This window comes from Ochrobactrum sp. EDr1-4 (assembly GCF_049199085.1).
In the GTDB taxonomy this organism is placed as follows: Bacteria; Pseudomonadota; Alphaproteobacteria; order Rhizobiales; family Rhizobiaceae; genus Brucella.
This window is the reverse complement of record NZ_JBLZOF010000009.1, coordinates 1-25,491: the sequence shown is the minus strand read 5'-3', so window position 1 is coordinate 25,491 and position 25,491 is coordinate 1. Positions and strand designations below refer to the sequence as shown.

Below are 25,491 nucleotides of genomic sequence, written 5' to 3'. Positions count from 1 at the left end.
AAATGGCGAAGCAGGAAACTTGCCTTCGCTTTCAGAGCAAGTCGAATAACATCAGTTTCTGATGCTTGAAGGCGAAGCATCGTCAAAGCCATGTGCCCAACCGTCCTGCCTTACCTGCTGTGCAGGAGCAATATCCGCAGTGCTGGTGAAATCAAGCCTACCAGAAGAAATGTTCGTATTGCGACCGGGCAGAACAAATGCTTTCCCTTGGGCTGGCATGGCTACAGACTGATCGACAAATGGATTGTTAGCCAGAGCGCCGCCAGCGCTTTGAAAAATTGCTGTCATAACAAAGCGATTTTTTCATTATGGTCTCCTTGAAACGCTTTGGTCTGTGAAAATCGAAGTTGTGCTCTAATATGATACGGCCGCTTCCATGATTGAAATGATTTGTTATAATTTAAATCATGAGCAAAATTCATAATATCGATCTTAATCTGATCCGTGTTTTCAACGCTATGATGGAAGAGCGGAGCGTGACAATGGCCGGGGAAAGGCTCAACCTCACTCAGTCTGCAGTCAGTCATTCCCTTGGCATATTAAGACATATTTTGTCAGATGAACTATTTGTGCGCGGTCCGCACGGCATGCATCCAACACCCCGTGCAGAAGAGTTGTCGCAGCCACTGCGCATCGCCCTGTCTGATATATCGGCGACCCTTGCCCCAGTTCGATTTAAGCCTGACAAAGCGGATATGAACTTTGTGGTCGCTACTTCGGATTTTTATATTAGCACTCTTCTCCCAGCGGTTATGAAGCGACTGGAAAATGAGGCGCCGGCCGTCAGAATCTGGCTGCGATTGTTCAATGATCTCAATCTGGTGGAAGAACTGGATCGCGGAACCCTGCATCTTGTTGTCGGTTCTTTCGGGCGGATTCCCAGCCGTTTCAGGCGTGAGCCGCTCGTATCGGTAGATAACGTGTGGATTATGCGTCAGGGTCATCCAGCCGCTGCCAGGCCGCTAACAATCGAAACGCTCGGACATTATCCGCACATTGACGTCTAATTGTCAGGCCGTGCGGCGATGGAAGCTGCGGGTATGCAGGAACGGGAAGGTCTTGAACGCGCATTCGTAACAAGCAACCCACCATTTCTTGACGGACTGCTGCAAGAAGTTGGCTTGTCTCGCCAAATTGGGGCAACGGTTCCCCTTATTCTTGGTGTGCCGTCACTTGTAGCAGCGACAGATATGATCGCTCTGTTACCGCGCAGTGTCGCAAAAACTTACCAGGACACCTACGGGCTCGTTATGCACGAGGCGCCTTATCCATTGCCCCCCACACAGATCGACATGTTGTCTCACAATACTTTCGGTGGGCACCCCGCAGTTGCCTGGCTGCGCTCCGTTCTCAGTGAAGCGATAGTAGACACCTAAGTCCATGTCCATTATGGGTATTGCCAAAGTGTATACCCTTAGCATTTGGGGTATCTGGACTACATGAAATTACCGAGCTCATTTGCCAGGTTGAAGGGTTTCAGCTTTCCACATGCAATTGTCCCTTAGTACCCTTTATTTTGAAGTACAACATGCGAAAGAGCTCATGTTTTGGGTATCTCAATGCGACCTTGCCCTCGGCTTTGTCTACCTTCCTGGAGGTCAGATATGCCATCGTCATTTGCACCGTTCAAAGCCCCTATCGATCTACCGAGCAAAGAAAAAGCGACTGCAACCGATATCACCGTGACAGCTGCCAGGAGCCACAGAACGCTCGCGAACGCATCCTCGTATGCTATCAGTAGCTCGGTATGAGGTACATGAGGTGGAACGCTTGCCGGTGTATGGATATCCCCCCAGGCGAGACGAAGTGATGCCCTCGGTGTTCGCTCCTCAATATGATCTGAACGACCCCTGAAATAAATTTTCGAAGCTCTCTATGTGTAATGCGGGGATAATCGCGCTTTACCATGACCACACAATCTGCGGTAAGTAATAAACGACGCATCGGCTCAGGATCGCATGATCCACTGACATGCTTCTTTTATTAAGGATCTCTCGCAGTTCTCGATATGAAACCGGGTAGCGAACGTAAAAGAAAACCGCATGCAGGATGACGGATTTGAGAAAAGGTTCCTCTCTGAAGTCAGCCGTAACGCGCGCCTGCCTCGGTCAATTTCTACATAGATCGACCTATAACTTATCACATGAGATATAATTGCCACAGCACTGGTAGCAGTCACATAAATTCCGTTGGGGTTGATTAAGGATTTTTTATTTTCATTTTTTATTGTTAAAATTCATTGACATAAATCTCTTGCCGAATAGAATCTATGAACTTATTTCCATTATGAAATCTATTCTGCATGACTTATGTATGCAAATCTAGAACAGTAGTTATTGCTGATTTCGCTTTAGGTACTCCTAAGGTCGTTCCAGAGGTTTAACATTCAGATTAGTAATTATCGTCAGTGTTGGGAGTGATGATATGAGTTGGGATTTTTGCTGGAATGAACGTAATTTAATGTCGGATTTCCTTACCTGTTGTCTCCACCATGCTAATGACCGTTTCCGTGTCAGCTCAGGTGGATGATGAAGCAGTGAAGCCAAAAGCACCAGCAGTCCAATTGGCCCGTTTTGATAATTGGCACGGTTGCACTGAGGTTAAAGCCGCATAGAGTAAGGCCGTTTCGTAGTGATTAGTTGTACAGACTGCACGGTTCAAGCAAGGTGAGGAAAACGTGAATGTTCTCACATTGGCAATTGCGAGGACCGCACTGGAATCTGACAAAAAGTCCTCTGATAACGAGTTGCTTCAGATTGCTTTACGGCTACGTTTGGTTCTATCGCTGCTGCCTCGATTGTAAGTTTCCACAATATGACCCTTACCGCCGGACTGGATGTTGGTGTTTCTGACAGTATCCCGACTGGCGGGGCGCTCGTCGCGACGGCCACCCTTACCATCATTGCGACGAGCGCCGCTTCCGATATTGTTTTTGTCGTGAGTAAAGCCTCTACAAATGGTGCTGTAATTGTTGGCGGCGATCATGATTTGCGGCCTTAGGTTGAAGGCAGGGCCATTGATGTCGGAGCGTCACTATCTGTTGGTGATTTAGACACGGATTTAATCGCTTTTACGCCGCCACTGTTATGAGTTATGGGGTGGTTAAAATTGCCGACACCACAAGAATAAACGGCAAATTGCTGTCTGGTGCGGACACTAACGTTGACGGTCAGGAACTTTCTATGGGTGCTGCTTTTGCAGGTTTTGATCTTGATGAAGTCCAACAAGCAATATTGTTTAGGGAAGTTTTGCACGCACGCGTAGGCCCTGAACATAGATGCTGGACTGTTAGGCAAACTAAGATGCTCAACCAGTAACTGGTGCTTTCCTGACCAGGCCCAGCAAAGTTCTCACTCCAATAAAATTGGAACTATTTCACCCGCGCGGCAAGCCCGCTGAACGTAAGTCTCCTGCGCGATTAAAACGGATACTCCCCTGGTAAAGGAGAGGTAACATCGGAAAATGGAGCAAAATATATTCACTCCTAAAAAAAGTTACTACTACCGAAAACCTTGAAGCCAATAACATCGCTCACATTGTAAGACAGAGCTTCGCCAGGCAGCACTAAGCAAAAAGTGATTCCTTTAGTCGACACTGACAGCCTGGTGGAGGCGCCCAGGTAATTCACTTGACTAACCGTTGCTAAGAATAGTGCTTCAGCATCGTCTTGCGCTACCGGTTGCAATTGATTACAGCGAATAAGCAGTTGCCCCATTTTTCCACTGTTCGCTGCTCCTTCATGACATTGGACGGGCAGGCGATCTACAAGTGTACAGGTCGCATAACTTCCGTCTTTGGAAAGACGGGCGGGTAAGAGAAGGTATTCATCGTAAATGAAGTCTGCCGCCTCCCTTGAAGTCGGATTGTTATAAACTTCCTTTGGTGTGTCGAGCTGGACGAGTCGTCCGTTCTGGAGCAGGCCCACACGATCAGCGCAGCTGAAAGCTTCCTTGCGGTCGTGAGTGACAATAATTGCTGCAGAGCCACTCTTGCGCAGTATCTCGATAACTTCGTTTCTAATCCGAGCTCTTAGATGCTCGTCGAGAGCACTGAATGGCTCATCGAGCAACATGACCTCAGGCTTTGGAGCGAGTGCCCGAGCAAGCGCCACCCGTTGCTGTTGCCCTCCCGAGACCTGATGCGGCATATAATTGGCCAATTCTGAAATTTGGGTAAGCTTCATGACTTCCATTATCCTGTCGCGATCCTCACGCGACCGCCCCGTACCGTCACCCAGGCCATAGGCTATGTTACGATAGACATTGAGATGCGGGAATAGCACGCCGTCCTGCACGACGTAACCCAGATGCCTGCCTTGAGGCGGAATGAAACTGCCGTGTCCAAAAACCATCCGATTGCGAATTTGCATGCTTCCTTGGTTGGCTTGTTCAAATCCGGCGATAATCCTCAGTAGTGTCGTCTTGCCGCAGCCTGATGGACCCAGCAGGAAAATTACTTCACCCTCAGCAAGTATCAGTGAGACATCATTAAGGACGGTTTTGCCTGAAAAGCTTTTATTGACATTTCTCAAGCTTAGCAGACTGGTTCTTTCGTCAGTTGAACGCATATTTCCTCACAAAAAATACTGGAATACCTGAGAAGAGTATGAGTGCCAGAGCATATGGGCCGACGGCTCCATACGAACCATCCTGAGTCAATTCCCACACAGATACTGCTACCGTCGGTACTGTCGTGGGTGTCAAAACCAGAGTAGCAGTGAGTTCCTTTGTCATATTGAGAAAGACAAGGGAAAATGCAGCTGCTATGCCGGGTAACATAGCTGGGACTACCAACGTTCGAAATACAAAGGCCCTGGACCGCCCTAGAGAATGTCCAACATCCTCAACTGCTTTGGGTATGATTAGGAACGATGCCCTGAGTGCTGTCTGTGCCATAGGCAGAAATAGCATCAGGTAAGCCAGCAATACAGGAACAAATGTTTGATAGAAGGGGCGGGCATAATGAATGGAGAAGTATGTCAAAGCCAAAGCAATGACAATTCCGGGGAGCGCATGCAACAGAAACGGTAGCCGGTCTATCCACAAGGTGAGCAAACTTCGGTATCGTACCGAGCACCAGACAAGCGGCGCTGCTACAAGCAGGGTAACAAGGGCGCCTACAAGCGATATTCCCACGGTGAGGCCAATAGAGTCAGCCAATTCCCAAAACGCAAACTTTGTTTGCAGAGACGAACCGATCACCGTCCAATAGACGACCACGGCACCCGGAATGATCACTCCAACACCGAACTGAATGAGAAAAAAAAGTACCGCTAAGATGTGTAGCACTCCGGGCAGTTCACGCGGAACCGGTGGTGTTGCTACGCCGCGACCGCGGCCGCTTAGTTCCTCGTTACCGCGAATGAAGAACTCACCCACAACGATAACAAGACAGATGAAGGCCAGAACAAGCGACAAAAGGGCCGCTGTAGCGTTATCGAAGGCCATATCGTATTCTTGAAATACCGCCGTTGTGAAAGTCGGGTAATTTAAGATTGAGACCGCTCCGAACTCAACGAGCAGATGCAGCGATATAAGCAGGAAGCCACTGCCCAGAGCCGGGCGGAGTTGCGGTAACACGGCATGGCAGAAGGTGAATACGCGACTACGTCCCAACGAAAAACTCACCTCCTCCAATGATCTGTCTATTCGTCTCAAGACTGCTGCGACTGGAAGATATGCCAGCGGAATAGATACCATGGACATAACCAGTACAGAGCCAGCCAATCCCGAAAAGCGGAAGCTTAAGCTTAACCAGCTAAAGCTTGATATAAAAGCCGGGATGCAAAGCGGTAAGGTAATTGTTAACGAAAAGAATTGCCGCCCGCATATCCGATAGCGTTCTAGGAGTAATGCTGAACATGTGCCGACGCCCACAGAGATCAGGGAAACGAGGATGGCAAGTATCATGGTATTACCGAGCAAAGACCAGGTACGCTCTCGAAAAAGTAGGGCGACAGCACGATCCATGCCGACATTCGATGATCGAATAGCTATGTAAGCAAGAGGGATCAGCATCAGAACACTGATCCCCGCCACCACGAACACCAGCCACAGGGGCGGGCGCTGGCCACTTCGACTACCTACGACATATCGTTTTGAAGTCACTTGAGGCCAACTTCCTCGAGCAGCTTCAGAGCGGCCTCGCGATCCAAAAACGTTGTCGCGGGCACCACAGGCGCTTCCAGTTCCGTGTAGGGCATCATACCGAAAGGAGATTTGACATCCGAACGAAGCGGATATTCAGCTCTGACGTTCGAGAATACTTGCTGTCCATTCTTGCTGACGACGAATTCAACGAACTTATTAGCTTCTTCTTTGTTCACAGAAGCCTTAACAACGCCGATCCCTGCGTAAGTTATCATCGCACCCGGGTCCTCATGACCAATGAAATGCAATCTGCTTCTGACCTTGTCCAGGCTGCCCTGTTCGCGGAGCATGTTGTACCAGTAGTAGTTATTGATGAGCGCAGCAGGGAGCTCTCCAGCTTCGACTGCCTTCAGTGCGACGGAATTCCTGGCATAAAGCTTACCATTCTCCTTCAGACCCGTGAGCCAGCTGCGTGCGGCTTCCTCGCCCTTCAGCTTTGTAATAGCAATCACCTGCTCCAGGAACGCACCCGACGTAGGAACATAGCCGATCCGGCCTTTCCATTCTGGCCTTGAATAGTCGAGGATTGATGCCGCCAGTTTGGATTCAGCGATTTGCTTTGGATCATAAACGACCACGCGGGCTCTTCCGCTTGTTGCAACCCAATCCCTGCCAGCCGCCTTAGGGACGAATTTGAACCCTTGACCGTTCGTTTGAGCAATCAACGAAGCGTTCAGTGGAGCAAGCAAACCTTTTTCGGCAAGAGCCAGTAACGGAGGAATTTGCTCTGACCAGAAAACGTCAGCGGGGGATTCATTTCCCTCTTCAGCGAGTTGACCTGCGAATTGTTCTGTAGAGCCGCGCTTTACGACAACCTTAATTCCAGTTTCTTTCGTAAATGCTGAGGCAACAGCCTTCGTACCGGCCTCGTGCTGACCGCTATAGATGGTTACGTCGGCGATCGCCGGGGTGACGGAAATGACTACGCTAAAAATTGCGGGAAGACCAAAAATCAGATGCATTATTTCACCTTTTATTGTTGATTATAAGGGGAACGCCGGACTTGCGAGTAATTAGGAAAACATCGTCCGCGAAAAACAAATTCCATTGTCTGCGGAACCTTATTTCATCCGTTTTATACAAACAAAGCCAAACGGTATTGCTGCGCTAATTCTGTTGGGGCAGACGCGCCACCCATGGCTCTGACGTTAAGGAATAGGTGTAGCCCGTGGCATCGCTAAGTAACTTTCCTGTTATCTAAGGAGTCGATCATTTACTACGCCATAGCCTCCCTCTCCGCTGTGTCATCGTTATCATTTTCAGTTGAAATCAACGCGGTATCAGATGGATGTATCCGCTTCCTTTGATGAATTTTCGGATGGTTGGAGCCATGTTGACTTATTGGGGTACAATCGCTTTCGCTAAGAAAGTAACCGAATGGTTATGAGAAGTTAGGACAGCATTGTACAATTACCTTTTTCCGTAAATCACCTCCAGGTGATTAATGGCAATTAGTTGAGTACTTGTAATAAATCAAAGGTGCGAAGCATACTCTCTGGCGCGTTGACGATCAGAATGAACTTATACCAAAAAAACTCCGTACAAACCGCGATCATACTATCGCTCCCAAAAGTGTTATCAGTAGGCTACTTTCAGGCTAGGGGTGTTTCCCCACATAATGATTGCTAAAAAATAAGGCGTATCGAGCTTTTAAGGAAAGATTGGCTATACGTTTGTGGTCATCATCTGCATAAACGCTTAAACAATAGCGGAGAGGGTCGATAGACGCCTACCATTAAGAGTTACGTTAAGCCGACAAGAATGTCTGGTATGGGATACTCCACATTATTTGGGTTGTCCTTTATAAACGACTCTTATTGCGATCATTGGAAGCATAGACAAAATCGTCATGACGGCCGCCACCCATATCGCCGAAACGAAATGGCCTTTTGAGCCAACCCAGTACGCGGCGATTGAAGGCCCGGCTGCAGTACCAACCAGATTAGCGAACTGGCCAAATGTTACCACTGAACCTGAACGATCAAGTTGCGACTGTATGCTGAGGAAAAAAGGGAATACCAGTGCCCACGATATTGTAAATACAAACATTCCGGTAATATAACCCGCTTCAGACGCGAAGACATAAAGAATTATTGCTGAGATCAATTGTATTAAAATGCCGGTGATTAGAGGAGGATAATGGCCAAATCGATTTTCGATCCAGGCCACTCCTAATGCGGCGGTTCCAGCCGCAAAATTTGCATATGCGATGATGTCACCAATTCGATTAATATCGAGGTCGGCTATGCGTCCAATCCCTTCGGAATAGGCAAATATAGCTCCGTTTGATCCACCATAAATACATATACCTATATTTGATAGTATAGCAGGCAAAGATGTTAGAGCTTTTAGCTCAAGATTTTTCGCCTCAGCAGAATGGTCGACGGACATTCCGTTTTCTGGCAAATAGATGAATGCTCCGACGATGGGTGCTAATAGCAGTCCCGACAAAATGAGAATCGATTGCCCCCATTGCATACCGTTGAAACCATGCAAAAGGGACGTTACAGGTCTCTGTAGCAGTCGCGGAAAAAAATACGCACCTATGCCTGGATAGAAAAACTGAAATGATGTAAAAATGGCGAAAGCGCGCTCATAACGCTTTGTTCGACCGAGTGCTGCGGCAACGGCAGCTTGTGTCAGACCACCACCAAAACCCGCAATGAAGCTAGATATAAAAATTGCAATAATCTGGTGAGACATAAGTGTAAACATGGTAAATATGAGCATGATAATCATGCCGTAAACTGATATTCGTCCCATATTCCAGTGGCTGGCGCGTAATGCGACTAGAACAGTGGCGATTGAGAGTCCAATGATTGCGGAGGACGATATCCATCCAGCCATATCAGGTCCAAAACCCAATTGGACGTCATATGCATAGACCAGAATAGGTAGCAGCATAAGCGGAGATAGCGCAATTGATCCGACATAGCTCGCCAAAACCTGCGCTGGTAATCCATCTTGATTGAGTTTTCGGAAAGAAAAAAAGCATTTTGTTGGGTATGAAATGACTGGTTCCTGGGGCATCATTTTGCCCCCGGCAACACACATAGCATCTCGTATAGTAGGTTGGCAGCAATTACGGCTGTGTTGCCTGTGGGATCATAGGGCGGGGACACCTCCACCAGGTCGCAACCCACAAGGTTCAGCCCTTTACACCCGCGGACAATCTCTAGTCCCTGGATGGTCGTCAGCCCAGCAATTTCGACAGTCCCGGTACCGGGAGCAAAGGCGGGATCCAGGCTGTCAATGTCAAAAGAGAAATAGCACGGCTCTTGCCCAATGATGGATCTGATGCGTGCCATAATTGGCGCCATTGAGCTATACCAACATTCTTCAGCGGGCACGACCGTGAAGCCTTGCTGTCGCCCCCAATCAAAGTCGCTAAGTGAATAGCCACTCCCGCGTAAGCCAATTTGCCAGACCTTATCACATTGAAGCAGTCCTTCTTCAACGGCACGTCGAAAGGGCGTACCATGAGCAACAGCTTCGCCGAACATGGTTTCATTCGTATCGGCATGCGCGTCAACATGAATCAAAGCGACTGGTCCATGCTTGCGTGCTATGGCGCGCAGAATTGGCCACGAAATAGTGTGATCGCCGCCCATCGTCAGTGGAATAACCTCATGACGAAGAAGATCGGTGTAATATTGGGTAATGATTTCGACGCTGCGCTTGAGATCAAATGTGTTTATCGGTACATCACCAAGATCTGCAACTTGTATATGGTTGAACGGGGCGGATCCTGTCGCCATATTGAAAGGGCGGATCATGCGGCTCTCGTCACGAATCTGGCGCGGCCCCAAACGGGTTCCTGAGCGATTGGAGGTTCCAATATCCAATGGAATGCCAATGAATGCTGCGTCCAACAGCGCGCCGCTAACCGCTTGTGGTAGGCGCATCATCGTCGCTGGACCAGCGAAGCGTGGCATGGTATCCCCACCCAAAGGCTGATTATACTTAAGTTTTTTCTCGGATACCGTCATGCTTTCGCTCCTCTACAACCGCATGAAAATATGCGTGAGGGTACAAAACATAACGCCTGGTTTAAATTAGAATATGCCAATCGATATATTGATTAGAGCAAATGTTTCGCATAGGTCTGAAAGACTAATTGTTCTACATAAGAAATATTTCTTTGTTTTTTACCCGCCCGCACAACCATCTCGATTTTCGCCTGATAGTCGTCGTTGCGCACGGGTAATGGACGCAAAAGCTCCTTGCTAACAAAACTCTGGGCATAATGAACAGGCAGTAATCCGATGTACGCTCCCGACATTATAAATAAGAGTTGGGATTCAATGTCGTCAATAAGCCTGTCAGTTTCATTAAACAGGAAGCTGCGTTGACGCATATGGCTCCAATACTTCCGATGAACCCAGGGCAATTGATAACACATACCAGTTGTTATATCGTGGTCTTCCATGGCATAAAGCGGGCTTTCGGCACCACAGTAGAGCCGGTGTTCCTCGTTATACAACATCGTGTGTTTCAGACCATTCAGATGGAGATCAAAACCACCGAGTCCCATATCCAGCTGGTTATTGGACAAGCGGACTATGATCTCGTTGGGGGGCAATATTTCCAAAGAAATTTCAAGTGTTGGTGCTTCACGTGCTGCTTTGGCGAGGATGGCTGGGAGGTGAAAATTCTTATCTGTCGACAGGCAATCTACAATCGCTATACGAACGCGACCGCTTAGAGGACTGCGTAATTCATTTAGTCTGTTTGAATTCTTATCGAGACAATTCAAAATCTCGCAAATCGCTTCGTGAACAATTCTGCCCTTTTCGGTTAAAGCAAAACCGCGCCGTCCACGTTCACAAAGCTTTAATCCAATACGGTCTTCCAAAGCGCTTAAGTGGTTAGAAATTGTCGGTTGACTAAGCGACAATTCGACTTGCGCAGATGAAATTCCATTGTTGCGAATAACGCTATCGAAAACACGGAATAGATGTATATCCGAGCCTGAAATTCTCATTCACTATTCAATAATGCAAATGTTCCGATTTGAAATTTAACATTTCCGTGATTGGTTGTCCGTCCTATCCTAAAGCTAGGATAGGGAACAATAAATGAAAAGAATACATAGAATATCGGCACTTGCATGTGAAACAGACCAGCTAGAATCCTGTGCGTTTGTTCCTCTGGGTGCTGCTTTGTCAATAAATCCTATTGAAAAGGGAGCGCTGCATTTCACAGATAGTTGTATGTCAGCCGGCACCTGGGAGGCAACGCCTTATTCCGAAATTCTGGAGATGCGTGGCGCAAGCGAGTACGCAATTATTCTGTCGGGTGCTTTGACTATTACGGATGGTAATGGCGTTCGATATGAGTTTGCCAGCGGCGACAGTTATGTGTTGACCGATGGTTTTGTTGGGCGTTTCGAGGTCACCTGGACCATGCCTAAAACCTATGTGCTTATTGAAGGCAGTAAACAAAGCGATGTTGGGTTGGTAATAGTTGCCTGAGGCAGTGGGAATTTCATAATGCATCAAAGTTGGAACGCATTAAAGGACGTCACATTATATCCATTCTGGTTGGACAATGCGTTGCAACCTGATTCCCAACCAAACTTGATAGGTCAAACTGAAACTGATCTGTTGATCGTGGGCGGTGGGTTTACTGGCCTTTGGGCATCGATACTTGCAAAACAGCAAAACCCGTCGCGCGATGTTGTTATTATAGAAGCAGCAAAAATTGGGCACGGCGCTTCCGGGCGTCCGGGCGGTATTGTGTCTACATCAGTTATGCATGGCCTTTATCATGCATCGAAAATTTTTCCGAAGGACCTGCCACAACTAGAACGATTGGGAGTTGAAAACCTACAAGGCTGGTCCAACACTCTGCTCAATTTTGGCATCGATGCAGATCTGGAATGGTCTGGTGAAATGACAGTTGCCATTGAACACAGTCATCTAGACTATCTTAAGAGTGAGTATGATTTGGCAAAACGGTATGGCCATGATGTAGTCATGTTGGACCGAAAAAAGGTACAGTCTGAGGTTGCTTCGCCGTTGTTTAAAGCAGGCATGTGGTCGCGTGCGAGGAGTGGTATAGTTCACCCTGCCAAACTCGCGTGGGGCTTGAAACGCGTCGCAATCGAACTCGGCGTTCGTATATATGAACACACACCGATGGTCAGCGTCGAAAATATCGGCACGGCTCTGTCAGTCGTCAGTCATGATGGGTCCGTGAAATCACCGAAGGTTATGTTTGCGACCAATGCCTGGGCAGCTGGTCACAAAAATATAAAGCGACGCATTGCAGCTATCCGTGATCGCGTGTTAGCGACAGAACCATTGACTGGCGAGCAGATGGCGCGTCTTGGTTGGCAAAACCGGCAGGGAATCTACGACACTCGTACACAGTTAAATTATATGCGCTTGACGAAGGATAACCGAATTATATTCGGCGGCAGAGTTGGCTACTATTTCAATGACAATATCGATCCGCTGCAAGATCGGCGGGTCGCAACATATCAGCAGTTAGCAACCTATTTTTTTAACACCTTCCCACAATTATCGGATATTCGCTTCACTCATGCCTGGTCCGGACCAATTGACCTTTCAACACGCCTCGCTGTCCATTTCCAGCCCTATTATGACGGTAAGGCGCTTTACACAGGCGGTTATTCAGGATTTGGCGTAACCGCAACACGGTTTGGTGCGCGTATGGGGCTTGCTCTGCTGGACGGGGAAGACAATCCTGACCTCAAACTTGATTTTGCCGCAACACTCCCAAAAATGATTCCGCCCGAACCGTTGCGCTGGATTGGTGCCAAACTAACGATGTATGCACTTGATGAGGTAGATACGAAGGGAGGGTGGCGTAAGTTATGGGCGAGGCTCGTTCATCACATGGGTTTTCCGTTGTGACGTGTCAGTATCTGTCGAAACATCAGGCAGATTTAGACTATGTGGAAACATTATTGATAAATTTTATGTCCAGAATGAAGAGTTTAAGCGCTGGTCGGATTCAATTTGATGGAAGCGTACTCTGAAAGGAGGTTCATATGTTCGATAAGCGTAAATTCTATATTAATGGTGTCTGGGTTACGCCCCATTCTCCGCAGACGCGGGACGTCATCAATCCTGCGACGGAAAAACCTGTTGCTATTATCTCAATGGGGGCGGGAGAGGATATTGACAGCGCGGTTGTTGCTGCAAAACGGGCCTTTGCTACCTATAGCAAAACCACTGTATTAGAACGTCTTTCACTACTCGAAAAATTATTGGTTATTTATCGTAAACGCTACAACGAAATGGCGGAAACGATAACTTTGGAACTCGGTGCTCCAATTACAATGAGCCGAGAACAACAAGCTGATGTCGGTGTAGGGCACCTGCAGAGTTTCATTGATGCGCTTGGAAGCGCAACTGAACAAGAGGAACTCGCAAACGGAGACACAATGCTGCGTGAAGCGATTGGTGTCTGTGGTTTGATTACACCATGGAACTGGCCAATTAATCAGATCACACTGAAGGTGATACCGGCTTTGGCAACGGGATGCACATGTATTCTGAAGCCGAGCGAATTTACGCCGCTGAGCGCTATGCTTTATGCAGATATCATCCATGAAGCCGGTTTTCCGCCAGGTGTTTTTAACCTCGTCAATGGCGATGGCGCGACGTGTGGTGCTGCTTTATCCAGACACAAAGACGTGGATATGATGTCATTCACGGGCTCGACCCGAGCCGGGATTGCAGTGAGCAAAGATGCTGCGGACACGGTAAAGAGGGTCACTCTCGAATTGGGTGGTAAGTCTTCGAATATCGTCTTCGCGGATGCCGATCTGAAGAAACGGGTCGCTGGCAGTGTCGCTGAATGTTTCAACAACTCTGGTCAATCATGTGATGCACCGACACGCTTGCTTGTCGAACGTTCTGTCTACGAAGATGTTATAAAGATCGCCCGTCGTACAGCTATTGAAACCGTAGTCGGGGATCCTATGAAGGAAGGTCCACACATTGGGTCGCTTGTTAGTGATATTCAGTACGAACGTGTTCAGGCGTCGATTAATACTGCTATCGTCGATGGCGCCAGATTGCTGGTTGGTGGGCTCGGCAAACCCAATGGTCTGAAGGAAGGTTACTTCGTCCGACCAACGGTTTTTGTCGATGTTGACAGTACGATGCGTATTGCTCGTGAAGAGGTTTTTGGCCCGGTTCTTGCCATTATTCCATTCGACACTGAAGATGAAGCAATCGAAATAGCCAATAATACGCCTTTTGGTCTGGCAGCGTATATCCAGACCGACGATTTGGTGCGCGCGGAAAGGGTGGCTAAACAGCTTCGCGCTGGGATGGTGCACATTAATGGTGCTCAGCATCGATACGGTAGTCCGTTCGGAGGCTATAAGCAATCAGGTAATGGCAGAGAAGGGGGAAAACTAGGTATTGAAGATTTCCAGGAGGTCAAGGTCATTCACCGTCCAAATTAGCCCATTCCCAAGTTTTCAAATTGTTAAGAGGAAGGCTATTTGGCGCACAGCATAGCTGAACCCTTTAATGGAGTGCTTGCGCATATTTCGGTGTCGAATTACCTGCCGTGAAAACACGAAGATGCCTTTGCGGTAGGAACTGGGTGGAATATCAGCTCACGTTTTCAGCTCTGCTTCTCATTGATATTGATGTCAGTTCCGAGAGCAACCAATGTACCGCCTCTTTGTTGCACTGCTATGGGCGCTTCGGTTTTTGGGCAATCAGCAACTTTACCACGCGTTTGGCGAATATTAACCGGACGGCCTCTTGCACAAACCGTTGCGTCGTTTATCTGTGTGAAGCCTCCACGAAGCCAACCGTACCATCATCGACATACCATTCTTTACATGGCTTCGTGCTGTTAATACGAATACAGCCACTGTGAAAACACATGCTTTCGCGGTCACAGGTTTACAGTGATCGATCCGAAGAGATGGCGCGGGAAATCTGTACAGCCAGGATAAACAGAATTTTTGTCTGAGTTCGGCATAAATGCCAGGAACTGACGATACCATAATGAGACGACCCCGCTGGAGCCTCGTCGGGCTCGGTGGTACCTGCCATGATTAGAATTGAGCAGAGAATGGTCGAATTACCCTATCAATTTGATGAGTACGCTAATCAGCTCAAATAGTAGAAAAACCTGTTCTTCGAGAGGGCAACACGCATTATCGGTAATGAAGCCGAGGCTGCAGAGGTAGTTCCAATCGTTGATATCCAAATGCTTCACGCCAAGATCGGCAGGTTGGCGTTGGAGCACGATGCTTCGCCTGGTCTAGAATTCTCGCTTAGATAGTTGGATCGCTCGGCATGATAGGATAGCTGGGCGATAAACAATGATTGGCAGCTCCCACAAACTGTAAATAGGCCGTCATGCGAAGTCTCTAAGCTTCAGGCTTGGTTACGATCATTATCTGCCTTGATGTCGCGCATCGACGAGCCGCGTCTAAACGACCCTTTTCCCGGAAGTCGGATCTTGTAGGGACTTTTGAGCAACGGGAGCTCTTCTTCGTCGCGTGATCTGGTCCCCATAAAAAACTATGTTAGATAGCGCGCCCTTCGGTTGTCGTGTTGTAATAAAAGACTGCCGCAAACTGACTATTCCCTACCTTCCTTGATAACATACCATATGATGGGAGAGGGCATGTTGGGAGGTTGGTTCTTGGGATATATAATTGGTATTGCTTACTTCGTGGTATTTGTAACGGCACTAGTAATTATAGTTCGGTTCGGCCAGGTGCAATGTCAGGGTAAAATGCCGACAAAAACATTTACATTCATTGCATTGCTATTTACCGCTGGCCTTGACATGGGTCTCATCATGCTGCCGTTGTCAGATTTCAATCTTTTCGCGAATGATCGTTCTTATGCATTTACGAATCCACTCGCAATTGAATTTGGCATGTGGGGGCCACTCGTTTGGCTGATGTATTTCCTCTCAACATTTTACTTTGTAGTTCTGGAACCACGGCTCCGTATATTTGAACGACCTGTCATCAAAGTGCTATATAATATGACAATTATAGCAACCTGTGCGTTCAGCTGTTTTCTGTTTGCTAATGCACTGCCTGGTTATCTTCCAGGCACGGGGTTTGCTTCTCAGAGTTTCATTGTATTGCTAGTGGTCGCTTGTTCTGTCTACTCGAGCGGGAATCTTCACTTTATGAAATGGTTAGCTGTGGGCTCTACCTGGCTATTCAGCTTGCTGCTTATATCCTGTTTGTTGCTTATATTTATCACGTTCGGATCCGCAGGTACGGTGAAATATGTCCATGATTTGGAACTATTAAACGGGTATTTTTCCAACCTTTATCGGTTTCTTGAACCTATCAGTCAATATCATGAGTTTTATTTGTATTGGTGGTTTGCCTGGAGTATTATGATTGGACAGTTTGTTTCAGTATTCGTGGGAGGCATGAAGGCTTGGCGATTAGCGGCCGCTATGGTGATATTACCGACAATACCAATCGCAATATGGTTCACGACACTATATTTTTTCTATGAAAGCGGGTTTAGGATTCCTGGCTGGTTGCAGATATTTATGATTTTCGTTGGACTGGTTTTTGTCGTTAACTCGCTTGATTCTTTGATAAGGCTTTATTGCTTGAACCTCTCTTGGACTAAGACTAAATTGGGGCCTGCACGATACTACATATGGAACTTTGGCTTACAAATATCACTTGTTGTTGCTTACCAGTTTACTCCATTCAGCATTGAATGGGTGGGGCTTATCGTCATTGGTTTGTATGCTCTTATCTACATTTCAGTTATCTTGAATCGAAAGGCCGTGAATATCGTACTCTCATAGCCTATTTATAATATTTCAGAAGCTTGCATTTTTGAAGGAGAGGGCATTGGAACCCTGGATTTACCGTCAATAGTTGCCGGCTGTTCTCTTCCTCCCACAAGTGATCTGATAGGTTATGTATGAAAACTTAAACCGTCAGAATGTGGTTCATTTACTTTTATGCAAATCTGCGTGCGGACCTTGCGTCCCGACCCCATAAGTTCACACCGGCAAGAAAGGAAGCGACCTAATTTTTAAAAAGCATCCACGAGGTTTAGCGTGCTGTACAGTTTATAGAGATGTGTTGCCTTCATGGCCGGACGGGAGCTCACAATCGCCTGTTTGAGGCAGTTGGCCATGTTAAAAGCAAAACGTGGTTCATAGGCTGTTGCGGTTGTTGGGTTAGGTAGAAAAGAAATAACGGTTGATTTTATGGGCGGCCTTTAACCTAGGGCATTGTCCGTTATGCCGATTTTTTTATATATTTCCAATTACGTTCCTTATCGTGATTTTTTGGAAGCAACGGCCGAACGCATCTGTTTATGGCGTGCCGAGCATCGGAGGATGAAATAGGGGCAAGAAGCTGATTTTACGATCCTAATTCATCTGGGAAAGAAGATATTATAGAGACCATTCACGAACAATTCGTGAGCTTTTTACGCAGCAAGAGGGACACGACGCCGGTCAACCAGCTGCAATTTATTACGCTCGCTTGTATTCTCAATGCTGCCACTTCGCGAATGTTTTGAATAGAAGACCCTCGCCAAGGTTTTTGCAGAAAGTGACATGACAAGGAAGCCTTTCCAGAGGCGCAATGCACGTGGATCGAATTTTCCGGGGTCGAGGAGGCATGTTCGTTCACAGGAGATACAAATAGCTTATCGCATGTCTGCATGTCGATTGAATCATAACTCACTGTAAACACTCAGTTCATTTTTTGGAAAAGGCCAGAAATCAAACCATTCGCTTTGTTTGGAGGCTGGAATTATATTTCATATATCTGCTTTCTGACCAACAGTTCTGCAAGTGAACGATTTAGCTCTATTGATGATTTTATCTCATTTAAAATGATTATATGAGAATTCACCAACGAAGAAAGTATCGTCCGCTAATCGCTCCGATGACGCCAGTACCTACGACGCCGCCGGTGTACCAAATGGCGACAAAAGGGATCCCTGGTTCTGGACAGTGAAATGAATAGATGAAGACACTTATTCCGCCTGACACAATGCCCGCAGCTAAACCGGCCATCGTCGAACTGTAGGGGGCGAGTTTTCGTATAGCACTTAAGAGAGCTAATAATATCGGAAATGCGAGCACCATTATTAGTCCCGAGCAAACCCAGGCAGAGTCGCCAATTACAAGCGCCTTTTTTTGGTTAGGTAGAACACTGAACATGTCTAATACTGCTAAAAATGTAAGGCAAGTAATTAGCAACAAAAACTTTTTCCAAGGAAAAGTAGAGCGTACGGGACGAGACAATGCCAGTAAGGGCGGTATCATTATAGCAAGCAGCGATGCGGCATATCCGAACTTAACCCATAGTGTGGGCGTAAACATTGCAGTTGTAAGATCATGGCGTACGCCAAGCAGCACAATCATAATGGACGCAGCCATCACGAGGCCAAAGATTGCATGTTTTAAAAATAATTTTTGCATCGCCTGACGAGAAACTGGCTTCATGTCGTCTACGAGTTGATTAATAACGTCAGTGAGCAAGCTATTTCCCTCCGAACCGCCTTATAAGCTTCGACAAGCCACGATGGATAGCAACTTTTACAGCACTTTGACTCAAACCGCTTAAATGTGCGGCGTCTTCAATCGAGAGACCCTCTACTCTTACGCTGCGGATCAGAGTAGAAGTTGGCTCTGGTATTTCGCTTAGTATACGGTCAACATCAAGACGAGCATTAATAGAACTGGATACATCCACTGTAGGTAAATCTTCCTCCATAAGTGTCATCATTTTGTGTCTGCGCTGTCGCAAAAAATCAACAAGCTTATAATTGGCGATGCCTTTAACCCAAGGCAGTAAAGCCATATCACGGTTATACGTTATGCGTCGAGTGTGTATTGCCAGCAGGGTGTCCTGCACTAAATCCTGCGCGTCCATCACCCACCGTTCATGTAAACGACGCTTAAAATAGGCCTCTAACACGCGAGCAAGTTCATTCAACAGGTCTCGGTAAGCCGTAGCATTTCCGTCCAGTGCCTTGAGCATCAGAGACTTCAATCTTTCCTCGTTAGAATAGGTCAGATGTTGCTCCACTTCATGTCTTAATTTTTGAATTGAGTACGGTTTTTCCCACCGTGAAGTAATCACATAATTGTGTTTGCTGTAACCTTTCACACAAAATTGCCGAATATGGTTTTGTTAAGCGCAGCTTGCGCAAACCTAAAGGAGTTTCATTATGAACATTAAAAAGACCCTAACGGTCATTCCTACATTTATTTTGTTTGCTGGTCTTTCATTCGTTCCGGCTTCATTTGCGAATGACGCCATGAAAACAGATAGTATGCATGGTGATGCAATGCAGCAGGATGGCATGAAAACCGATGCTATGCACAAAGATTCAACCGATAACATGAAAAAAGATAAAAATGATAGCATGCATGGTGATGCAATGCAGCAGGACGGTATGAAAAAATAACATGAGCGAATTCGCCCGCTAATCATACAAAATTAGCGGGCATTTTATTGATCGGTACACCATGAAACAGCTCGTTTACCGTCAGCGTTTACTGACACGACTAACACACTGGTTGTGGGCTATATGTATTTTCTTCCTATTTTTTTCTGGGACCCAGATATTCAATGCGCATCCCACGCTTTATCTGGGAAATGAATCTGGATTTAACTATGATAATGCCGTTTTTTCTGCGTATGCAGTGACGGGAGACGACGGCCCAGAAGGGCGCGTCAGAATATTCGGAGAGGAAATAAATACAACGGGTGTCTTTGGCGTTTCAGGCAATCTTGATAATCCAAGCTATCAAGGTTTTCCATCAACCTTGACTATTCCCTCATACCGAGACTTAGCTAGTGGGCGAATTGTTCATTTCTTTTTTGCCTGGCTTTTCGTGGTCAACTTCTTCTTTTGGCTTTTTGGCGGCTTCGCAAACAAGCATATTCAACACGATATACTACCGTCGAAAACCGATCTGCGGCGTTTGCCGAATGATTTTATTGCGCACCTGAGATTACGTTTTCATCCCAGAAAGCAATATAATCCCTCGCAAAAGCTTATGTATTTTGGTGTTATGTTTGGACTCTTTCCGATCATCATTGTTACAGGTCTTGCAATGTCACCAGGAGCAGATTCAATACTACCTCTGACACATTGGTTGGGTGGGCGCCAGACCGCACGGACATTGCATTTTGCAGCCTGTCTGCTGATTGTAGCCTTTTTTGTAGTGCATATAGTTATGGTGTTAGTAGCAGGGCCGGTTAACCAATTGCGCTCGATTGTTTCAGGCTGGTTCAAGGTGGATGTAAACACCGATCAGATAGGACAAGATCATGATTCAGCTTAATCTTAGCCGTCGAAAATTTTTAACTTTAGCAGGAATCGCTACATCAACCTCTGTGCTTAGCGGGTGTGATGCCTTTGATTTCATTGGCAGTGACACAAATATGGTCCGCCAAACCTTGCAAAAGGCGAATAGCCTGAGTTATGTTGCCCAACGGAGCTTGCAAGGGCCTGCTACGCTGGCACGTGAGTACAGTCAGAGCGAAATTCACCAGGGACAAAAACCTAATGGTGCAAAAAATCCTGCAACAGAGGAATACTTGGCACACTATAAAGCGGCTTTTGCTAATTACAGGTTACGGCTTCATGGCCTCATAACGAAGCCTATCAGTTTCACGCTTGATGAATTACGAAATATGCCTCAACGTTCTCAAGTGACACGACATGATTGTGTTGAAGGTTGGAGTACGATTGCGAAATGGACGGGGGTTCCACTTAGTTATATAATTGATCAAGCTCATCCTGCATCTACAGCGCGTTACATAATATTGCACTGCTTTGACCCTATCGAAACATCTAACGGTCCCGACCTGTTTTATGGTAGTATAGATCTAATAGATGCCCGACATCCACAAACTATTTTAGCCTATGCGCTCAATGACACCTCTCTACCTGTTGAATACGGAGCGCCACTGAGGTTGCGCGTAGAAAGACAGCTTGGCTATAAAATGAGTAAGTATGTAAAATCGATAGAGTTTGTTTCCAGTTTTGCAAATATCCAGGGCGGTCGAGGCGGCTACTGGGAAGATCAAGGATACGACTGGTATGGCGGCATATAGATATTAGGTAACAGGCACTGATAATCATTATTATTGAGATTTAATTAATTACAAGTTTAATGCCGACTTATGCCAATAAATGGTTTTATAGTACAGAAGAATATAGATTGGAATGCTTATTATGGTACTTTCTCTAACACGAATCGCAACAACTTGCGCTTTGCTGATAACTACACCCGCTTTAGCGGACCCTTTTTTAGCCGGTTTCGACTATGGATGGGCTGTCAATTTTCAGACCATTATTAGTCAGAAACAAGCGCTACGCATGGCCTATATTGACGTGAAACCGAAACAAGCAAATGGCCACACGGCGGTTCTCCTTCACGGGAAGAATTTCTGTGCGGGCACGTGGGAAACCACTATCAAGTCTTTATCAGATGCAGGATATAGGGTTATTGCACCAGATCAGGTGGGCTTTTGTAAGTCGTCGAAGCCAATGGTTTATCAATATGGTTTAAATACCCTGGCGGCCAATACGCATGCTCTGTTAACTGAGCTTAAGGTGACCCACCCCATTATGATTGGCCATTCTATGGGTGGCATGTTGGCAATGCGTTACGCACTGCAATATCCCACGTCGTTAGAAAGGCTTGTCCTGGTTAATCCTATAGGATTGGAAGATTGGCGCGCGAAAGGAGTTCCCAATGCGACAATTGATGAACTGTACACGAAGGAACTAAAAACAACAAAAGAAAGCATCAAATCTTACCAGCGCGCGACATACTACAATAACACATGGAAGCCTCAATATGATCGTTGGGTTAATATGCTGGAATCTATGTATGAAGGCTTAGGAAATGAAATAGTATCGTGGAACCAAGCGCAAACATACGACATGATTTTTAATCAACCTGTCATTCATGAAATCAGTAACATTCATGTTCCCACTGTGCTGATGATCGGCTTGAAAGACAATACTGCCATTGGCAAAGAACGAGCGGATATCGAACTTGCGCGCACACTGGGTAACTATCCTCAACTTGCAAAGAATGCTGTGGAGCAGATTCCAAACTCGAGGCTGATTACTTATGCAAATTATGGACATGCACCGCAAATACAAGACCCTGATAAATTTAATGTGGATCTTCTTGAAGCTATCAAAACCGACTGAAGATAGTTGATACGGCGAACAGGTTCACTTCAAAGACGATCAGTTAAAATGGTTGTAGGAGCTAGTCATGAAAAACACATGGTTACATTGCGTAGATTTTCAATCGGAACGGTTGTTGCCAAAGCAGTTAAGGGAACTCTAAGCGCAGCTCGACGTCGTTGTGCTGTGTTTTGCGTCCGTCTCCGTTAACTTAAGATTGGATTGTTAAGGGTGTGAGTAAGAAACGATATTAACTGCGCACACTATTGTAATGGCATTAAATGTTCAGCGATGAAGCAAAGCCTTGGCACCGTGGGAAACTGTGATGAATGCTGCATAAACAACAATTCAGTCGAGTCGCTCTGTGACCAGAGGAAAATAATGCATTTGTTCGGACTCGGCTATAATACCTCAATAACGTCTTGCCATACGACTTCTTTGGGAGGTCAAATTGTGTGCTGATGACGATATGGAATAGGGCATAAACCAGAGTTTCTATCTTGCCGATAGGACCAGGGCTAAATCTCATGCTTAGGGATTCGACGAGACGAGAGGTCATGTGATGAATTAGATGAGCCTGACGAGAGGTCTTTTCGGCTTAATTTGGAACGCGTCAACGTCATCGATTGTTGGTGTGCTTTATGTAAGTGGTTGAGGTTTGACGTCATTGATATATGGTATGGAGAAATAATTATGAACACGCTTAACAGACGTAACTTTCTCACTATTACTGCAGGTGTTACTGCTTTTGCCGCGACCACTAAGGCGGGCATCAGCAAGTCTATTATCAATGCGACAGCTGCAGATAATAGTGCCTTGTTTGTTTTGCCTCCACTCCCATACTCTAAAAACGCGCTAGAACGATCAATCGACACTCAGACTATGACGCTTCATCATGATTTCCATCATGCAACTTATGTGAACAATCTCAACAAAGCGGCGAATGCTGCACCGCAAATATTGAAATATCCGATTGAGTATCTACTTGCCAATCTTAATAACGTCCCTGAAAGCGTGCGTGCTACCGTACGAAACAATCTGGGCGGCCATGCCAATCACTCCATGTTCTGGCAGATTATGAGCGGGGATAGCGGCAACGCTCATGGCGAAGTGTTAGCAGCGATTAACCGCGATCTTGGCGGTTTGGATAAGCTTAAAACTGACTTTGATATGGCTGGCAGTCGCATCTTCGGATCTGGTTGGGTGTTTGTCACCGTTACACAAGATGGCAAGCTTGCGATTGAAACACGCCCCAATCAGGATACCCCGTTAATGGAGAATAAACGTGTACTGTTTGGCAATGACGTGTGGGAACATGCCTACTATCTACGCTATCAAAATCGCCGCAACGATTATCTCGAAGCATGGTGGGATGTTATCAATTGGGCTAAGATCAATGAACGCTACATTGATGCCAAAAAGGGCCTACTCGGCATCTGATTTTTTATTCGAAGAATTGCTTCCTAAATGCGGTGAGTGGCGTCGAAGTAGCTCGCCGCGGTTTCATTTACTCGTTCGAATAATTATACGAAAATAACTTGTTGGCCTTTATCTGTTTATTCTGGATTGCTGTCTGGAGCCACGAGAGTCGAATAGATTTTAATTAAAACGAATATAATCTAGTTTGAAATCGAAGCAACAAGGAATGGCGCCAAGTACCACACCGGGCTACGGCTAAGGCTATTATAAGCTCATTTAAACATTTCCTATGATGCGAAAAGTGTTGTCTTTATCGATGCCGGGGTGCTTACTCAGGAAAGTATTGATAATATCCTCGGTGAAATTGCCCGAAGTTTAGCGAAATTACGACACCAGATATTGCTTCTTGAGTAGCATTTTTGGGTTGACGGAAATTATTATCGTATCTTAAGCGATGATTGCCTTTTGACGGTGCGACTGTTCTCGCCTTATGGTTCCATCACAACAATTTCGCGCACACACAGTTATAAAGCTTCAATCATTACATTAAAGTGCTATTTGGCATTCCTGCCGATATGTAAAATTTATAGAAAGCATGTGGTTTCTGGTATGATACGATGCCAATCCGCATGTGCTCGTGCATGACCAGCACGTGTCATTTTAAAAGAGTGACGTATACGGTTGCCAACAGCTCACCATATATTATGAGATACTGATTTTTTTGTTCAAGCAAGGTCGAGCGCAACGTGCATTTCTGGTTGCAACCGGGAGTCCTGCCAGATTTAGGGTCTGTCGATAATTATTTCAGACTCGGAAACAGATTAGATATATTGCGCGATATAATCGTTTCCATAATGGAAATATATTTCGCAATTATTTCAGTATTTTAGCGCGATAACTTTTTAAAGTTTAAAACCATTTCCATATCGAAAACGATATACTCTGTTACCACCATAGGCACGCCTGTATTCGATCATAGTTTAGACAACTTTGGGAATGATAGGGCTTATGAAATCCTTCGCGCGTTTTTTTCTATTTGCATGTATTTGCCTGATTTCGTTCTCACAGTTGGCTTATAGTCGTGATGAATCAGCAGGAGGCTCAATTGTTCCTCCACCTGACAGGGGAACTGTTGGTCAGAACTATGGTGTTCATCGTTTGTTTACGAAGCATGCGGGTCGAACATTTACTTATTCTGTTGATAATCTGCCTCCTGGTTTACAAATAAATCGATTGCCTGATGGTTTGACGATTTCCGGAACACCAAGTTTAGGGGGTGTTTTTCCCTTTAAGATAGACGTTTTAATCGACGATGGATCAGTATCAGCTAGTGCGAGTGTTTCTACAGGTGTAGATATCGTTATTGCGCCGCGGCCACAGATCACTGTGAATGTCACAGGTCTGCCTGCAACCGGTAAGATCGGTCTGCCTTATGGCTCACATAAGGTGACTGCGAGTGGTGGTACAGCGCCTTACAACTACACGATCAACGGTCTTCCGGACGGCCTGAAAGCCGCCAACGACACGGTGTCGGGTACGCCAACCAAAGCTGGCAGCTTCACGGTGTCAATCACTGCGAAAGATGCCGAAGGCTTCACGACGACCAAAACCCAGACTGTCGTTATTGCGCCGCAGCCACAGATCACTGTGAATGTCACAGGTCTGCCTGCAACCGGTAAGATCGGTCTGCCTTATGGCTCGCATAAGGTGACTGCGAGTGGTGGTACAGCGCGGTCATACTACCATCTCAC

The 25,491-nt window shown here is 46.3% G+C and carries 20 protein-coding genes and 2 pseudogenes; 12 read left to right on the top strand and 10 right to left on the bottom strand.

What is annotated here, in order from left to right; translation table 11 throughout:
* Nucleotides 1-51: 51 nt before the first annotated feature.
* The gene (locus ACOZHT_RS20310; protein WP_421566405.1) at nt 52-288 is read right to left on the bottom strand and encodes a hypothetical protein; all 237 of its coding nucleotides are present in this window, start codon (nt 286-288) and stop codon (nt 52-54) included.
* A gap of 119 nt (nt 289-407) precedes the next feature.
* Here ACOZHT_RS20310 and ACOZHT_RS20305 point away from each other — a divergent pair.
* A pseudogene (locus ACOZHT_RS20305) lies at nt 408-1,376 on the top strand (LysR substrate-binding domain-containing protein).
* A gap of 540 nt (nt 1,377-1,916) precedes the next feature.
* Here ACOZHT_RS20305 and ACOZHT_RS20300 read toward each other — a convergent pair.
* Nucleotides 1,917-2,051: pseudogene (locus ACOZHT_RS20300) on the bottom strand (IS6 family transposase); the annotation flags it as partial.
* Between the two features lie 763 nt (nt 2,052-2,814).
* Between ACOZHT_RS20300 and ACOZHT_RS20295 the strand changes: the two are divergent.
* Nucleotides 2,815-3,000: a hypothetical protein gene (locus ACOZHT_RS20295; RefSeq protein WP_421566404.1), complete on the top strand. Its 186-nt coding sequence runs from the start codon at nt 2,815-2,817 to the stop codon at nt 2,998-3,000.
* A gap of 484 nt (nt 3,001-3,484) precedes the next feature.
* On the opposite strand, the gene ACOZHT_RS20290 is transcribed toward ACOZHT_RS20295, so the two are convergent.
* The 6 genes from ACOZHT_RS20290 to ACOZHT_RS20265 all read right to left on the bottom strand — a co-directional run bounded on the left by ACOZHT_RS20290 (nt 3,485) and on the right by ACOZHT_RS20265 (nt 11,133).
* On the bottom strand, nt 3,485-4,567 hold the full coding sequence (locus ACOZHT_RS20290; RefSeq protein WP_421566403.1) for an ABC transporter ATP-binding protein: 1,083 nt from the start codon (nt 4,565-4,567) through the stop codon (nt 3,485-3,487).
* Nucleotides 4,554-6,107, bottom strand: a complete 1,554-nt coding sequence (locus ACOZHT_RS20285; protein ID WP_421566402.1) for an ABC transporter permease — start codon at nt 6,105-6,107, stop codon at nt 4,554-4,556. Before ACOZHT_RS20285 ends, ACOZHT_RS20290 begins: the two co-directional genes overlap by 14 nt.
* Nucleotides 6,104-7,111 carry an iron ABC transporter substrate-binding protein gene (locus ACOZHT_RS20280; RefSeq protein WP_421566401.1) on the bottom strand — a complete coding sequence of 336 codons (1,008 nt, stop codon included), beginning with the start codon at nt 7,109-7,111 and terminating at the stop codon, nt 6,104-6,106. Before ACOZHT_RS20280 ends, ACOZHT_RS20285 begins: the two co-directional genes overlap by 4 nt.
* An 823-nt stretch (nt 7,112-7,934) precedes the next feature.
* Nucleotides 7,935-9,182, bottom strand: coding sequence for an MFS transporter (locus tag ACOZHT_RS20275; RefSeq protein ID WP_421566400.1), 1,248 nt, complete (start codon nt 9,180-9,182; stop codon nt 7,935-7,937).
* Nucleotides 9,179-10,138: an agmatinase gene (gene speB / locus ACOZHT_RS20270; protein ID WP_421566399.1), complete on the bottom strand. Its 960-nt coding sequence runs from the start codon at nt 10,136-10,138 to the stop codon at nt 9,179-9,181. The genes ACOZHT_RS20275 and speB overlap by 4 nt, the downstream gene beginning before the upstream one ends.
* Before the next feature lie 92 nt (nt 10,139-10,230).
* Nucleotides 10,231-11,133 (bottom strand): LysR family transcriptional regulator, encoded by a 903-nt coding sequence (locus ACOZHT_RS20265; RefSeq protein WP_421566398.1) that lies wholly within the window; start codon nt 11,131-11,133, stop codon nt 10,231-10,233.
* 94 nt (nt 11,134-11,227) lie between these two features.
* Here ACOZHT_RS20265 and ACOZHT_RS20260 point away from each other — a divergent pair, with 94 nt between their 5' ends.
* The 4 genes from ACOZHT_RS20260 (at nt 11,228) to ACOZHT_RS20245 (ending at nt 16,943) form a co-directional block, all read left to right on the top strand.
* Nucleotides 11,228-11,623 carry a cupin domain-containing protein gene (locus tag ACOZHT_RS20260; RefSeq protein WP_421566397.1) on the top strand — a complete coding sequence of 132 codons (396 nt, stop codon included), beginning with the start codon at nt 11,228-11,230 and terminating at the stop codon, nt 11,621-11,623.
* 18 nt (nt 11,624-11,641) lie between these two features.
* Complete coding sequence (locus ACOZHT_RS20255; protein ID WP_421566396.1) at nt 11,642-13,030, top strand: NAD(P)/FAD-dependent oxidoreductase; 1,389 nt, start codon at nt 11,642-11,644, stop codon at nt 13,028-13,030.
* Between the two features lie 137 nt (nt 13,031-13,167).
* Nucleotides 13,168-14,595, top strand: coding sequence for an aldehyde dehydrogenase family protein (locus ACOZHT_RS20250; protein WP_421566395.1), 1,428 nt, complete (start codon nt 13,168-13,170; stop codon nt 14,593-14,595).
* A 1,184-nt stretch (nt 14,596-15,779) separates the two neighbouring features.
* Nucleotides 15,780-16,943 carry a BCCT family transporter gene (locus ACOZHT_RS20245; RefSeq protein ID WP_421566394.1) on the top strand — a complete coding sequence of 388 codons (1,164 nt, stop codon included), beginning with the start codon at nt 15,780-15,782 and terminating at the stop codon, nt 16,941-16,943.
* Between the two features lie 1,062 nt (nt 16,944-18,005).
* On the opposite strand, the gene ACOZHT_RS20240 is transcribed toward ACOZHT_RS20245, so the two are convergent.
* Both ACOZHT_RS20240 and ACOZHT_RS20235 read right to left on the bottom strand, forming a co-directional pair.
* Nucleotides 18,006-18,641, bottom strand: a complete 636-nt coding sequence (locus tag ACOZHT_RS20240) for an NrsF family protein (protein ID WP_421566393.1) — start codon at nt 18,639-18,641, stop codon at nt 18,006-18,008.
* Between the two features lies 1 nt (nt 18,642).
* Entirely contained in the window at nt 18,643-19,143 is a 501-nt protein-coding gene (locus ACOZHT_RS20235) for a sigma-70 family RNA polymerase sigma factor (protein WP_421566504.1), read from the bottom strand.
* A 190-nt stretch (nt 19,144-19,333) separates the two neighbouring features.
* Here ACOZHT_RS20235 and ACOZHT_RS20230 point away from each other — a divergent pair, with 190 nt between their 5' ends.
* The 6 genes from ACOZHT_RS20230 to ACOZHT_RS20205 all read left to right on the top strand — a co-directional run.
* A complete protein-coding gene (locus ACOZHT_RS20230; protein ID WP_421566392.1) occupies nt 19,334-19,573 on the top strand; it encodes a pentapeptide MXKDX repeat protein in 240 nt (79 codons plus the stop codon).
* 61 nt (nt 19,574-19,634) lie between these two features.
* Nucleotides 19,635-20,456, top strand: coding sequence for a cytochrome b/b6 domain-containing protein (locus tag ACOZHT_RS20225; RefSeq protein ID WP_421566391.1), 822 nt, complete (start codon nt 19,635-19,637; stop codon nt 20,454-20,456).
* On the top strand, nt 20,443-21,231 hold the full coding sequence (locus ACOZHT_RS20220; protein ID WP_421566390.1) for a molybdopterin-dependent oxidoreductase: 789 nt from the start codon (nt 20,443-20,445) through the stop codon (nt 21,229-21,231). Before ACOZHT_RS20225 ends, ACOZHT_RS20220 begins: the two co-directional genes overlap by 14 nt.
* A 121-nt stretch (nt 21,232-21,352) precedes the next feature.
* Complete coding sequence (locus tag ACOZHT_RS20215) at nt 21,353-22,342, top strand: alpha/beta fold hydrolase (RefSeq protein WP_421566389.1); 990 nt, start codon at nt 21,353-21,355, stop codon at nt 22,340-22,342.
* A 672-nt stretch (nt 22,343-23,014) separates the two neighbouring features.
* Nucleotides 23,015-23,761 carry a superoxide dismutase gene (locus ACOZHT_RS20210; protein ID WP_421566388.1) on the top strand — a complete coding sequence of 249 codons (747 nt, stop codon included), beginning with the start codon at nt 23,015-23,017 and terminating at the stop codon, nt 23,759-23,761.
* A 1,365-nt stretch (nt 23,762-25,126) separates the two neighbouring features.
* Nucleotides 25,127-25,491 (top strand): PKD domain-containing protein (locus ACOZHT_RS20205; protein WP_421566387.1); only part of this gene is annotated, 365 nt, incomplete at its 3' end.

Bases quoted from the DNA above. Each gene is read 5' to 3' on its own strand.
- ACOZHT_RS20275 (WP_421566400.1), bottom strand. From the start codon at position 9,182: ATGATGCCCCAGGAACCAGTCATTTCATACCCAACAAAATGCTTTTTT.
- ACOZHT_RS20295 (WP_421566404.1), top strand. From the start codon at position 2,815: ATGACCCTTACCGCCGGACTGGATGTTGGTGTTTCTGACAGTATCCCG.
- ACOZHT_RS20255 (WP_421566396.1), top strand. From the start codon at position 11,642: ATGCATCAAAGTTGGAACGCATTAAAGGACGTCACATTATATCCATTC.
- ACOZHT_RS20210 (WP_421566388.1), top strand. From the start codon at position 23,015: ATGAACACGCTTAACAGACGTAACTTTCTCACTATTACTGCAGGTGTT.
- ACOZHT_RS20250 (WP_421566395.1), top strand. From the start codon at position 13,168: ATGTTCGATAAGCGTAAATTCTATATTAATGGTGTCTGGGTTACGCCC.
- ACOZHT_RS20280 (WP_421566401.1), bottom strand. From the start codon at position 7,111: ATGCATCTGATTTTTGGTCTTCCCGCAATTTTTAGCGTAGTCATTTCC.
- ACOZHT_RS20310 (WP_421566405.1), bottom strand. From the start codon at position 288: ATGACAGCAATTTTTCAAAGCGCTGGCGGCGCTCTGGCTAACAATCCA.
- ACOZHT_RS20260 (WP_421566397.1), top strand. From the start codon at position 11,228: ATGAAAAGAATACATAGAATATCGGCACTTGCATGTGAAACAGACCAG.
- ACOZHT_RS20245 (WP_421566394.1), top strand. From the start codon at position 15,780: ATGTTGGGAGGTTGGTTCTTGGGATATATAATTGGTATTGCTTACTTC.
- ACOZHT_RS20235 (WP_421566504.1), bottom strand. From the start codon at position 19,143: ATGCTCAAGGCACTGGACGGAAATGCTACGGCTTACCGAGACCTGTTG.
- ACOZHT_RS20220 (WP_421566390.1), top strand. From the start codon at position 20,443: ATGATTCAGCTTAATCTTAGCCGTCGAAAATTTTTAACTTTAGCAGGA.
- ACOZHT_RS20225 (WP_421566391.1), top strand. From the start codon at position 19,635: ATGAAACAGCTCGTTTACCGTCAGCGTTTACTGACACGACTAACACAC.
- speB (WP_421566399.1), bottom strand. From the start codon at position 10,138: ATGACGGTATCCGAGAAAAAACTTAAGTATAATCAGCCTTTGGGTGGG.
- ACOZHT_RS20265 (WP_421566398.1), bottom strand. From the start codon at position 11,133: ATGAGAATTTCAGGCTCGGATATACATCTATTCCGTGTTTTCGATAGC.
- ACOZHT_RS20290 (WP_421566403.1), bottom strand. From the start codon at position 4,567: ATGCGTTCAACTGACGAAAGAACCAGTCTGCTAAGCTTGAGAAATGTC.
- ACOZHT_RS20215 (WP_421566389.1), top strand. From the start codon at position 21,353: ATGGTACTTTCTCTAACACGAATCGCAACAACTTGCGCTTTGCTGATA.
- ACOZHT_RS20230 (WP_421566392.1), top strand. From the start codon at position 19,334: ATGAACATTAAAAAGACCCTAACGGTCATTCCTACATTTATTTTGTTT.